The sequence below is a fragment of the Alteromonas portus genome (genome assembly GCF_005117025.1).
Taxonomy (GTDB): Bacteria; Pseudomonadota; Gammaproteobacteria; order Enterobacterales; family Alteromonadaceae; genus Alteromonas; species Alteromonas portus.
The window spans coordinates 450,872-463,449 of the sequence record NZ_SWCO01000001.1; the positions used below are offsets into that span (position 1 = coordinate 450,872).

Annotated in this window: 12 protein-coding genes; 11 read left to right on the forward strand and 1 reads right to left on the reverse strand. The window is 44.7% G+C overall.

The window, feature by feature from the left end; all coding sequences use genetic code 11:
• Positions 1 to 50: 50 nt before the first annotated feature.
• A complete protein-coding gene (gene map / locus E5672_RS01885; RefSeq protein ID WP_136780672.1) occupies positions 51 to 845 on the reverse strand; it encodes a type I methionyl aminopeptidase in 795 nt (264 codons plus the stop codon).
• A gap of 410 nt (positions 846 to 1,255) precedes the next feature.
• On the opposite strand from map, the gene rpsB reads away from it, so the two are divergent.
• From rpsB to fabZ, 11 genes are all read left to right on the forward strand, one after another.
• The gene (rpsB, locus tag E5672_RS01890) at positions 1,256 to 1,987 is read left to right on the forward strand and encodes a 30S ribosomal protein S2 (protein WP_039223249.1); all 732 of its coding nucleotides are present in this window, start codon (positions 1,256 to 1,258) and stop codon (positions 1,985 to 1,987) included.
• A gap of 121 nt (positions 1,988 to 2,108) precedes the next feature.
• Entirely contained in the window at positions 2,109 to 2,981 is an 873-nt protein-coding gene (gene tsf / locus E5672_RS01895) for a translation elongation factor Ts (RefSeq protein ID WP_014948553.1), read from the forward strand.
• 236 nt (positions 2,982 to 3,217) lie between these two features.
• Positions 3,218 to 3,955, forward strand: coding sequence for a UMP kinase (gene pyrH / locus E5672_RS01900; protein ID WP_105932280.1), 738 nt, complete (start codon positions 3,218 to 3,220; stop codon positions 3,953 to 3,955).
• 23 nt (positions 3,956 to 3,978) lie between these two features.
• Positions 3,979 to 4,536, forward strand: coding sequence for a ribosome recycling factor (frr, locus tag E5672_RS01905; protein ID WP_136780673.1), 558 nt, complete (start codon positions 3,979 to 3,981; stop codon positions 4,534 to 4,536).
• 9 nt (positions 4,537 to 4,545) lie between these two features.
• On the forward strand, positions 4,546 to 5,328 hold the full coding sequence (gene uppS / locus E5672_RS01910; protein ID WP_136780674.1) for a polyprenyl diphosphate synthase: 783 nt from the start codon (positions 4,546 to 4,548) through the stop codon (positions 5,326 to 5,328).
• Positions 5,329 to 5,382: 54 nt separating this feature from the next.
• On the forward strand, positions 5,383 to 6,246 hold the full coding sequence (locus E5672_RS01915; protein ID WP_136780675.1) for a phosphatidate cytidylyltransferase: 864 nt from the start codon (positions 5,383 to 5,385) through the stop codon (positions 6,244 to 6,246).
• On the forward strand, positions 6,246 to 7,433 hold the full coding sequence (ispC, locus tag E5672_RS01920; RefSeq protein WP_136780676.1) for a 1-deoxy-D-xylulose-5-phosphate reductoisomerase: 1,188 nt from the start codon (positions 6,246 to 6,248) through the stop codon (positions 7,431 to 7,433). The genes E5672_RS01915 and ispC overlap by 1 nt, the downstream gene beginning before the upstream one ends.
• Positions 7,427 to 8,779: a sigma E protease regulator RseP gene (rseP, locus tag E5672_RS01925; RefSeq protein ID WP_136780677.1), complete on the forward strand. Its 1,353-nt coding sequence runs from the start codon at positions 7,427 to 7,429 to the stop codon at positions 8,777 to 8,779. Before ispC ends, rseP begins: the two co-directional genes overlap by 7 nt.
• A 58-nt stretch (positions 8,780 to 8,837) precedes the next feature.
• Complete coding sequence (gene bamA / locus E5672_RS01930; protein ID WP_136780678.1) at positions 8,838 to 11,315, forward strand: outer membrane protein assembly factor BamA; 2,478 nt, start codon at positions 8,838 to 8,840, stop codon at positions 11,313 to 11,315.
• 61 nt (positions 11,316 to 11,376) lie between these two features.
• Complete coding sequence (locus E5672_RS01935; RefSeq protein ID WP_136780679.1) at positions 11,377 to 11,892, forward strand: OmpH family outer membrane protein; 516 nt, start codon at positions 11,377 to 11,379, stop codon at positions 11,890 to 11,892.
• Between the two features lie 235 nt (positions 11,893 to 12,127).
• A complete protein-coding gene (gene fabZ / locus E5672_RS01940; RefSeq protein WP_118490056.1) occupies positions 12,128 to 12,577 on the forward strand; it encodes a 3-hydroxyacyl-ACP dehydratase FabZ in 450 nt (149 codons plus the stop codon).
• Position 12,578: the final 1 nt, after the last annotated feature.

A 12,578-nucleotide genomic window follows, 5' to 3' on the forward strand; every position in this document is an offset into this window, starting at 1 on the left:
CGGCTCATAGTATTGTACTATGAACCGCTACTAATGGTGTTGAGCTTGTATTATCCGTGTGAAATCACGCGATCTAAGGTTTCTTCTTCGCGTAGTGTAAGGATTTCAACCCCGTTTTCTGTAACCAAAAGGGTGTGTTCCCACTGAGCACTTAAACTTCTGTCTTTTGTCACAACAGTCCACTGGTCAGGCAGTACTTTTGAGTAGCGCTTGCCTGCATTAACCATAGGCTCAATAGTGAAGCACATTCCCGGCTCTAATACATCGCCAGTTCCAGGCTTACCGTAGTGCACAATTTGTGGTTCTTCGTGAAAACTTGCGCCAATACCGTGACCGCAGTATTCACGAACAATTGAATAGTTATGCGCTTCCGCGTGGGTTTGGCAAATGTGACCGATATCCCCAAGGCGCATGCCCGGTTTCACCTGCTCAATTGCTTTGTACAAGCATTCTTGTGTAACGCGAATTAAGCGTTCGGCAAGGATCGAAGGCTTACCTACCACGAACATTTTTGATGTATCGCCATGGTAGCCATCTTTTATAACTGTAACATCGATATTAATGATGTCACCGTCTTTCAGTTTCTTATCAGAAGGAATACCGTGACAAATGCAGTGGTTCACTGATGTGCAAATAGACTTTGGAAAAGGCGGGTGGCCATAATTTAACGGTGCGGGTACCGCTTTTTGGTCGTTGACGATGTAGTCGTGGCAAATAGTATTAAGCTCATCAGTGGTAACGCCTTTTTTTACGTAAGGCCCTATCATTGTAAGTACTTCGGCAGCCAGTTTACCGGCTACGCGCATTTTTTCGATTTCTTCTGGGGTTTTGATAATAGCTGTCACAGCGCCTCTCAAATCGTTTGAAACTAGTTTGATGAAGAATGTTGTTTACTTACGCAGTATAACACTATTCAGGTCATTCTTAGTAAGGTTATGATAATGCTTAATTTTACGCTTCGATTATAGATGAGGAAACGGCGAATTCGCGGTCCCTGTCGCTTATTTACAAAAACGATTCTTATAATGACTTTTTACGCTCAAAACTTGAGGCTGTGGTGGTATTGTGATATAAAGCGCGCGCCCTGACGGAAAGCTCATATTGCTCTGTGTAATTGGCACCGTTTTAGAGGGTAAATTTATTTTATTAAAACACACATATACCGTCACTTCGTATCGGGGTGTTCAGTTCTGCTTAGGTTGGTCTGAATCGATACAAGGGGTATATGGAGGCCTAACCCCAAGAGGAAAATAAAATGGCTAATGTTTCTATGCGTGACATGCTGAAAGCCGGTGTGCATTTCGGTCACCAAACTCGTTACTGGAACCCAAAGATGAAGCCTTTCATCTTCGGCGCTCGTAATAAAGTTCATATCATCAACCTTGAAAAAACGGTTCCACTTTTCAACAACGCACTTAACTACCTTTCAGGTGTTGCGTCTAAGAAAGGTAAAATCCTTTTTGTTGGTACTAAGCGCGCCGCTGGCGAAGCAGTTAAAGACGCTGCTCTTAAGTGCGACCAGTACTACGTAAACAAGCGTTGGTTAGGTGGTATGCTGACTAACTGGAAAACAGTACGTCAGTCAATCAAACGCCTTAAAGATCTTGAGCAGCAAAGCCAAGACGGTACGTTTGAGAAGCTAACTAAGAAAGAAGCACTTATGCTTCAGCGCGAAATGGACAAGCTTGAAAACAGCCTTGGCGGTATCAAAGATATGGGCGGTCTTCCAGACGCAATCTTTGTTATCGACGCAGATCACGAGCACATTGCTATCACTGAAGCGCGTAACCTAGGTATCCCTGTTGTTGGTGTTGTAGATACTAACTCTAACCCAGACGGTGTTGATTACATCATCCCTGGTAACGACGATGCTATCCGTGCTATCCAACTTTACTTGGATGCTGCTGCAAACGCTATCAACTCAGGTCGTGAAAGCAACCTTGAAGTACAAGCTGAGCAAGACGACTTCGTAGAAGCTGCAGAGTAATTCTGACTGCTTGCTGTCATATCAAGATAATATGGCAGCGCTATAATACGAAACGTATTGAGGGGGCGGTATCGCCCCTTTTACCTAACGAATTTAAAATTTAATGCTGAGGAATTGAAAAATGGCAGTGACTGCAGCACTAGTTAAAGAACTGCGCGAACGTACTGGCGCAGGTATGCTGGATTGTAAAAAAGCCCTGGTTGAGACGGATGGTGACATTGAGTTAGCCATTGAAAACATGCGTAAATCAGGTCAAGCGAAAGCGGCTAAGAAAGCAGGCCGTATCGCAGCTGAAGGTGTTATCCTTACTAAGGTTGAAGCGGGTCGTGCGACTATGCTTGAACTAAACTGTGAAACTGATTTCGTAGCACGTGACGAAGGTTTCCTTAAGTTCGGTAACGAGCTTCTAGAAGTAGCAGCAGCTAATAACATCAACGACATCGAAGCGCTTAACGATGCAGAACTTAACGGTTCTAAAGTAAGCGAAGTTCGTGACGCACTTGTTGCTAAAATCGGCGAAAACATCTCTCCACGTCGCGTTATCAACGTTGAAGGCGATACACTAGGCGCTTACGTACACGGCGGCCGCATTGGTGTTATCTCTATCCTTACTGGCGGTGATGAAGAGCTAGCGAAAGACGTTGCAATGCACGTTGCAGCTGCTAGCCCGCAGTTCGTTAAGCCTGAAAACGTTCCGGCTGAAGTTGTTGAGAAAGAGAAAGAAATCCAAATCGAAATCGCTATCCAGTCTGGTAAGCCAGCTGATATCGCTGAGAAAATGGTTGCAGGCCGCATGAAGAAGTTCACTGGTGAAGTGAGCTTGACTGGTCAGCCTTTCGTTAAAGATCCTTCAATCTCTGTTGCTGAGCTTCTTAAGAACAACAGCGCAGACGTGATCAACTTCGTACGTTTCGAAGTTGGTGAAGGTATCGAGAAGAAGACTGAAGACTTCGCTGCTGAAGTAGCTGCTCAAATGGCTGCTGCTAAGAAATAATTGAGTGTTTATCTTTTGCATTAAGCAATAGTTAGATAAACTACAAAGCACCTCTTAGGAGGTGCTTTTTTATAGCTGAACATTTTTGGTATTGCTTATGCACTACGTAAGTGTGAAGCTAGGCGAAGTATGTACGCGCCTGCCTGACAAACGAAAGCGCTTTGTCCTATGTTTTTTGTATCAGTAATGTAATGAAAGACATAGGACAAAACGGGTTTACGAGGACAATTCAAACTATGAGTATCACACCAAAATCAGCATACCGACGCATTTTGTTAAAGCTTAGTGGTGAAGCCCTAATGGGGGCAGAAGGCTTTGGCATAGACCCTAAAGTGCTAGATAGAATGGCACAAGAAATTAAAGAGCTGGTTGAACTTGGTGTTCAAGTTGGTCTTGTTATCGGTGGTGGTAACTTGTTCCGTGGCGAAGGCCTAGCAAAGGCGGGCATGAACCGCGTTGTTGGCGATCACATGGGAATGTTAGCTACCGTTATGAACGGCTTAGCTATGCGCGATGCGCTTCATCGTGCATTTGTAAATGCCCGTATGATGTCAGCTATTCCGCTAAATGGTGTATGCGATGCATACAACTGGGCAGAAGCCATTAGCCTTCTTAAGTCAGGCCGTGTTGTTATCTTCTCTGCGGGCACGGGCAATCCTTTCTTCACTACAGACTCAGCAGCTTGCTTACGCGGCATCGAAATTGAAGCCGATGCGGTATTAAAAGCAACCAAAGTTGATGGTGTATATAGCGATGACCCGGTGAAAAACCCAGAAGCAACGCTTTATGATGAACTGACGTACCAAGAAGTACTAGAAAAAGAACTTAAAGTGATGGACTTGTCAGCGTTTACTTTGGCGCGCGATCACAGCTTGCCAATTCGCGTATTTAACATGAATAAGCCTGGTTGCCTAAAACGTGTTGTGATGGGCGAGAAAGAAGGTACTGTTATTCGCCACGCTGACAACGATTAATTAAGAACAATAGGATACAAATCGTGATTGATGAAATTGAATTAGATGCGCAAGAGCGCATGGAAAAAAGCCTAGTGTCTCTAAAGGGCCAATTCAGCAAAATCCGCACTGGTCGTGCGCATCCAAGCCTTCTAGATGGCATCATGGTACCTTATTACGGCGTAGACACGCCGCTAAAGCAAGTGGCTAACGTAGTTGCAGAAGACAGCCGTACGCTAGCGTTAACTGTATTTGATAAAAGCGCTATTCAAGCGGTAGAGAAAGCGATTATGCAGTCTGACTTGGGCTTAAACCCAATGAGTGCAGGTGGTTCAATCCGCATTCCACTTCCGCCACTTACTGAAGAGCGTCGTAAAGACCTAATTCGCGTTGTTCGTAACGAAGCGGAAGGTGGTCGTGTTGCTATCCGCAATATTCGTCGTGACGCTAACGGTGACATCAAAGATCTTCTTAAAGAAAAAGAAATCAGTGAAGATGAGAGCCGTGCAGCGGAAGAAAATATTCAATCTATTACTAATGAGTTCATTAAGAAAGTTGACAGCATGCTTGCTGACAAAGAAAAAGAACTAATGGAAGTATAAGTAAGCATTATGATTGGAAAGCGTTTAAGCGCAGCCAAATCGACGAAAGCAGAGGTGCCAGCAGTCACTGCTGGCCCGAAGCACGTTGCTATTATTATGGATGGCAATGGTCGATGGGCGCAAAAGAAAGGGAAAATTCGTACTTTCGGCCACAAAGCCGGGGTAGAGTCTGTACGTTCTGTAGTGCGCTTTGCACGTCAAAACGGTATTGAATCACTGACGCTATTCGCGTTTTCCAGTGAAAATTGGAAGCGCCCCGAGGAAGAAGTCAGCGTTTTGATGGAACTCTTTAATCTTGTTCTCAATAGCGAAGCAAAACGATTACACAAAAATGGTGTACGTTTACAGGTTATTGGTGATGTTGAAGCATTCGATGCCAAGCTAGTTGAAAAAATTCGAAAAGCTGAAGACATGACCAAAGACAACAAAGATTTGGTTTTAAATATTGCCGCAAACTATGGCGGTAGATGGGATATTGTAAACGCGGCGAAACAGCTTGCTACGCAAGTAAAAAGCAGCGATTTGGATGTGGAAGACATCACTGAAGACGCACTGAATGCGCACATTTCAACGGCTAACCTTCCTGAGTTAGACCTTCTTATTCGCACAGGTGGCGAACACCGTATTAGCAACTTCTTGCTTTGGCAATGTGCCTACGCAGAGTTGTACTTTACCGACGTACTATGGCCCGACTTCAATGAAGACGTGTTTCAATTAGCCGTAGACGATTTTAATGTTCGCCAACGTCGTTTCGGTTTAACCGGTGAACAGGTAGTCACAGCCGATGGTTAACACCATGCAGGCAATTATCAGGCTAGCCCTGGTAACAAAAGCCAAGGGCAAATTATGCTAAAACAACGAATAATAACTGCATTAATCCTAGCGCCACTGGCGCTTTACGCTATTTTGTTCCTCCCAATATTTTGGTTCGAAATAGCCATTGCCGGTGTGGTAGGCATCGGTGCCTACGAGTGGGCAAATATGTCCGGTGTGTGCGAGCGTCCTAAAAAGCTTATCTACATGGGAGGTGCATTTGCTATATGTATTGCCTTATCCCTTATTGTAGATGCCAGCACCATTTGGTATCAGGGACAGTTGCATGGCTTGTATCGCGCAATATTAAGTGTCGCCGTTCTATGGTGGATAGCATCTTTATTTATGGTGCTTGCTTATCCCAAATACTCAAAATTCTGGAAGGACAGCCGCAGTGTTAGAACACTGTTTGGAGCGCTTACGCTTATTCCAACATGGGTAGCAGTTGTTGCACTTCGCACGAGCCTGCACGATGTAGACCCGTTTTACGGTGCTTCACTTATCTTCTATGTGCTGGGGATCGTTTGGGCGGCAGATATAGGTGCATTCTTTGTTGGCGTAAAATTTGGGCGCCACAAGCTGCGCCCTAATGTATCGCCAGGTAAAAGTTTAGAAGGCTTATTAGGCGGTATTGCAGCCTCGTTCGCTATTATCGCTTTTGCGGCTCTTCACTATCAGGTAGAGCCTTCACGTATTTGGCTTCACCTTGCTATTGGCGGTATTACTGTTGCTGTTTCAGCCCTTGGCGATTTGAACGAGAGCATGCTTAAGCGCTGTGCGGGTATTAAAGACAGCGGCAAAATTCTCCCAGGGCACGGTGGTGTGCTTGATAGAATCGACAGCTTAACTGCTGCATTCCCTGTTTTTGCATTCTGTTATGTAACCTGGATGGCGTAATGCAAACAGTAACAGTGTTAGGGGCCACAGGCTCCATTGGTTGTAATACACTTGACGTAATAAACCGCCACCCAGATAAATACCGCGTATTTGCCATTACTGGTAACTCCCAGCTTGAATTGCTTATGGAGCAGGCTCGAAAGTGCGCGCCGCGCTATGTAGTAATTGCAGATGACGCTCACTACAAACTGGCCTGTGAGTTAGCATCTCAGTACGGTGTTGATGCAGAGATTCTGGCTGGCGCTAAGGCGCTGGAAGAAGTATCAAGCGCGCCTGAAGTTGATGCTGTAATGGCAGCTATTGTGGGTGCAGCAGGGCTTTTACCCACACTAGCAGCAGTGAAAGCGGGCAAACGTGTTTTGCTTGCCAATAAAGAAGCGTTAGTCATGTCTGGTGCTTTATTTATTGAGGCTGCGAACCAAAGCGGCGCTGAAATCCTTCCTATCGACAGCGAACATAATGCCATATTCCAGTGTCTTCCACACGACTATGAATACGGTAACTTCACGGCATCAGGCATTCGTAAAATTTTATTAACGGGCTCAGGTGGGCCGTTTAGAGAAAGGCCTTTAGATAGCTTCTCGTCAATTACTATTGATGAAGCCAGTACACACCCTAACTGGTCGATGGGCAGAAAAATAACAATCGACTCTGCGACTATGATGAACAAGGGGCTGGAGTTTATTGAAGCCTGCTGGCTGTTCGGTGCCGGCGCTGATGATATCGATGTGGTAATTCACCCGCAAAGTATTATTCATTCTATGGTGCAATATGTTGATGGGTCGGTGATCGCACAAATGGGCAACCCTGACATGCGCACCCCTATTGCTTATGGCTTAGCTCATCCAGAGCGAATTGAAGCGGGCGTAACGCCACTAGATTTTTCTGACATTGCCAATTTCAGTTTTCAAACCCCTTGCTTTGAACGTTATCCTAATTTGAAACTGGCTATTGATGCGTGTAAGGAAGGGCAGTGTGCAACAACACGAGTGAACGCGTCAAACGAAGTGGCAGTCGAGGCCTTTTTAGAAGGTAAGATTCAGTTTTGCGATATTGCCAAAGTTAATGATGCCACGTTAAATGCTATGCCACACGTATCGGTAAGTTCTATTCAACAAATACTAGAGCAAGACAGCCTTGCAAGAACAAAGGCTAACGAGATTATTCGAGGTAAATTCCAGTGCTAGCATTTTTATGGAGCCTTGGTGCATTCATTGTAGCCCTAGGTATTTTGGTTGCCGTACATGAATGGGGACACTTTTATGTGGCTCGTAAATGCGGTGTACAGGTAGAGCGCTTCTCAATTGGTTTTGGAAAGCCTATATGGCGTAAAACAAGTAAGTCAGGTACAGAATATGTCATCGCTATGATCCCATTGGGTGGCTACGTGCGCATGCTCGATGGACGAATTGACGACGTACCGCCGGAGTTAGAAGATAAAGCCTTCAACAATAAACCCGTATTGCAGCGCATGGCGGTTATTGCGGCAGGTCCTGGCGTTAACTTCATTTTTGCGTTTTTCGCATTGTGGTTGATGTACTTGGTTGGCTTAGAAACCGTGAAACCTGTGGTGAAAAGCGTTGAACCAGAGAGCATCGCTGCACTTGCTGGCGTGCAAGCGGGTGATGAAATCATCAAAGTAGGCGACAGGGTTACGCCTGATTGGGAAGCCGTTAATTTAGAAATCGTCTCTAATATTGGTGCTGAAAAAGCGGCTGTTACGGTTAAAAATTCATCGAATGTCGAAAAAGAACTGACTTTTACATTAGGTTCTTGGAACTTTGACCCAGATAGTGAGTCTCCCTTAAGCAGCTTAGGGTTAACCCCTTATCGACCAGATGCAACGCTAACCGTTGGATTTGTTGGAGAGGAAAGTGCAGCGCAGGAAGCGGGGTTAAAACCCGGTGATGAACTAATTGCGTTAAATGGCACTAAGTTGTCATCGTGGGAACGTCTAGTTGACGTTATTGTTGAAAGTCCCGGTGAGCGCATTTCGCTCGATATACAAAGGGATGGACAGCAACTTACATTAGATGCCACGATAGCGCGCCGCGATACGCCACAAGGGCAAAGTGGGTATTTAGGTGTGAGCCCAACGTTCGAGCCTTGGCCTGAAGGGTATGTGTTTACGCATCAATATGGCATTATAGAGGCTATTGGGAAGGCGCTAGATAAAACGTGGCGTCTTATGACACTCAGTGTCGAAATGATAGGAAAGCTCATCACAGGCGACGTGTCGGTGAAAAATTTGAGCGGCCCTATCTCAATTGCTCAAGGTGCGGGAACAAGTGCTGGGTATGGACTTGCGTACTTCTTGAGTTTTCTTGCCTTAATAAGCGTAAATTTAGGCATAATAAATTTATTACCCTTGCCCATGCTTGACGGTGGTCACCTCATGTTTTTTATCGTGGAGTGGATCACAGGCAAGCCTGTGCCTGAAGCGGTGCAGGAATGGGGTTACAGAATAGGTGGCGTGCTTCTGTTTATGATCATGGGTATCGCAATTTTTAACGATATCGCTCGCATAACCTGATACAAATCAGGAAGTACAAAACAGCTAATACAAAACGCGGCCAGGAAAAGAAAAATAGATGAAGTTAAAACAGTTAGTAGCAGCCGGAGCCATTCTTTCCAGTGCTAGCTTTGCCAACGCTGCGGCGCAAGACAGTGAATTTGTCGTTGAAGACATTCGCGTTGAAGGTTTGCAACGAGTTGCACTTGGTGCAGCCTTAACCTACTTGCCCGTTCAAGTTGGCGACGAGCTTAATACATTCAGGGTAACGCAGCTTATTCGCTCGTTATACTCTTCAACTCACTTTGAAAATGTAGAAATTCTTCGCGACGGCAATACGCTTGTGGTGCGCGTGTCTGAACGTCCTACTATCAGTAATATTATTTTTGACGGTAACGATGATATTAAAGATGAGCAGCTTCAGGAAAGCTTGGACGGAAACGGTGTTCGCATTGGTGAGCCACTCGATAAAACCGTACTAACCTCTATTGAGAATGGCCTTAAAGACTTCTTTTACAGCATAGGTAAATACAATGCTGACGTAACGGCTATCATCACGCCGTTACCGCGTAATCGTGTCGATTTGAAACTGCTTTTTGAAGAAGGCGACGCGGCTGAAATTGAACAAATTAATATTGTAGGCAATGAAATCTTCTCAGACGAAGAGTTGATGGATGCGTTTGAACTACAGTATGACACGCCTTGGTGGGATTTCTTATCAGAAACACGCTACCAGCAACAGACCTTGCAAGGCGACATGGAGACTTTACGTAACCACTATCTTAACCGTGGTTATCTTCGCTTTAATGTTGACTCTACCCAAGTTTCAATGACCCCTGAAAAGTCGGGCATCTACATTGCCATGAATGTGACAGAGGGCGAGCAGTACACTATTTCTGAAGTAGAATTGGTGGGTGATGTACTTGGACACGAAGAATATATTGAACGGGTACTCCCACTTACAGAAGGCGAGCTTTATAACCAAGCCGAAGTGACCTATACAGAAGAGTTTATCAGTAAATATCTTGGCCGATTCGGATATGCCTATCCAACGGTAACCACCGTTCCTGAGATAAACGACGAGGATAAAACGGTTAAGTTGACGCTATCAGTTGACCCAGGTAAGCGTATTTACGTAAATCGCATTAAGTTTAACGGTAACGTTGTAACGGCAGATAGCGTGCTTCGTCAAAACGTCAGTCAGATGGAAGGCACGTGGCTTTCAAATAATTTGCTAGAGTCTTCTAAGAACCAGCTTTCTCGTCTTACCTATATGGAAGAAGTTGAGTTTGAAACTGTTCGTATCCCTGGCTCTGAAGATAAAGTCGACGTTAATTATAACGTTAAAGAGCAGCCTTCAGGTTCATTTAACGCGGGTATCGGTTATGGTGACAGAACTAAGTTAAGCCTGCAGGCGGGTATTCAGCAAGATAACTTCTTGGGTACAGGTAAGCGTGTGGGTCTTAACCTAAGCACGGTTTCATATCAACGCAGTGCGCAGATTACTTATAACGATCCTTACTTTACCATTGACGGTATTAGCCTTGGTGGTAGTTTAGGTTATAGCGAGTTCGACGGCTCCGACTTCAACGTTATTCAGTACAACTCAAAGCGTTGGTCAATTGGTGCCAATATTGGTTATCCGATTAATGAGTTTAACCGAATTAATTTTGGTTTGACCTACAGTAATGTTGAGCTATTTAACCGTGGTTACTACGAGCAAACTGAGCAATTCTATAATCAGTTTACAGACGGTGAAGACCCGGATGCAGCTATCAAATACGATAGTTATCTAGCTAGCGTAAGCTGGAGTAGAAGTACACTTAACCGTGGTCTATTCCCAACGGCGGGCTCGTCTCAACGCGCATCATTTAGCATTACTACACCAAACTCAGACGTAAACTATTTTAAAACGGTATTTGACGGTAAGTGGTATTTCCCATTATCTCGTAACCAGCGCTGGTCTTTCCTAACTCGTGTGCGTCTTGGCTACGGTAATGGTTATGGCGATATCAACGGCAATGAGCAAATACTACCGTTTACGGAAAACTTCACTGCCGGTGGTTCAGACTCATTACGCGGTTTTGAAAACAACACGGTAGGTCCACGAGGTATTTTCCTTGGTAACTCTGGCACTATTACAGGCCCTGATGGTGAACTATTCCCTGCAGACCCAGCTGACGCGACCCTGTCGTGGTCAACACGTAGTCTAGGTGGTAATGCCATGGTGCTTGGTGGTGTCGAGCTTATTGTTCCCACGCCATTTGTAGAAGAAGAAATGGATAACTCTGTTCGCACAAGTTTGTTTGTGGATGTGGGTAACGTGTGGGATACTGAGTTTGACTATGACTATTATCGTCAGTTTGACATAGCATCCACTCAAGACGGTGAGCTATTGGACTATTCTGACTGGAGTCTGTATCGTAGCTCGGCAGGTATATCGGTTCAGTGGATATCGCCAATGGGACCGATGGTATTCAGCTTCTCGAAAGCGATACAGCAGCGTGATGGTGATGATGCAAGATTCTTCACTTTCAATATTGGTCAAACTTTCTAAGACATTAAAGCGAGCGCGTTTGAGTCGCGCTCTATAATAAGATTCACAAAAGGAGTTCCCTTTGAAACAGTTGGTAAAACATATCGTTGCAGGAGCAATGTTGGGTAGCGCTTTAGTAAGTACATCTGTAATGGCTGAACAGAAAGTGGCTGTTGTTGATGTGCAAGGTATTTTTCAAGCGATGCCTCAAGCGGCTGAGATTCAAAATGCTATTCAAGCTGAGTTTAAAGATCAGCTTGAAGAAGTGAATCAGCTACAGCGTGACGGTCAGTTCTACGCAGAGCGTCTTCAGCGTGATGCAGCGACAATGAGTGATGCAGAGAAAAAAGAACTAGAACAAAAAATCTTGTCAGTACGCGAAGAGCTATCTAAAAAAGGTCAGCCTTTGCAACAAAACATTCAACGTCGTAGCAACGAAGAGCGTAACAAGCTTCTTGGTCTTATTAAGCAAGCTATCGACTCTGTTGCAGCGAAGCAAGGCTATGATTTAGTGCTTAACGCAGGTGCAGTAGCGTTCGCTAAAGAAGAGCACGACTTATCTGAACAAGTACTTCAGCAAGTAAGCAAAACTAACTAATAACTGCTCTGTGGCTTAATGGTCTTTGCTTTATATCGAAGGTCAGCAGGCTTTAGTCAGTTAAAATTTGTCAGACCAACCCCTTTAAAGGTGTTGGTCTGATTTGTTTTTTGCGCTTTACAGCGTATGGTTGGCGCCGTTTTTATTTTTACGGCGAGTTTGACCCTAAAACCAATCTACCATTTGAGTTGGTTTAATATTGTTGTAGGTCATGCTTGTTTACAGGAGAAAGTTTTTGGCCAATTCACTTAATACCATTGAAATTCAGGAAATATTGGAATTACTACCACACCGGTACCCATTCCTACTTGTTGATCGTGTTACAGACTATGTTCTGGGTGAGTCTGTAAAGGCTTATAAAAATATCACAATCAATGAGCCGTGTTTCATGGGGCACTTCCCCGGTCAGCCAATTTTCCCAGGCGTGTTAATTCTTGAAGCGATGGCACAAGCGGCAGGTGTTTTAGGTTTTAAGACCATGGGCAACAATGATAAGTTATACTTGTATGCAGGAATTGATAACGCACGCTTTAAACGTCCAGTAGTTCCGGGTGATAAGCTTGAGTTTGATGTTGCTCTGGTAAAGGAGCGCAGAGGGATTTGGAAATTTAAAGGTACTGCAAGTGTCGACGGCGACATAGCTTGTAGTGCAGAGTTTATGTGTGCGATGAGAGAGATAGCGTAAC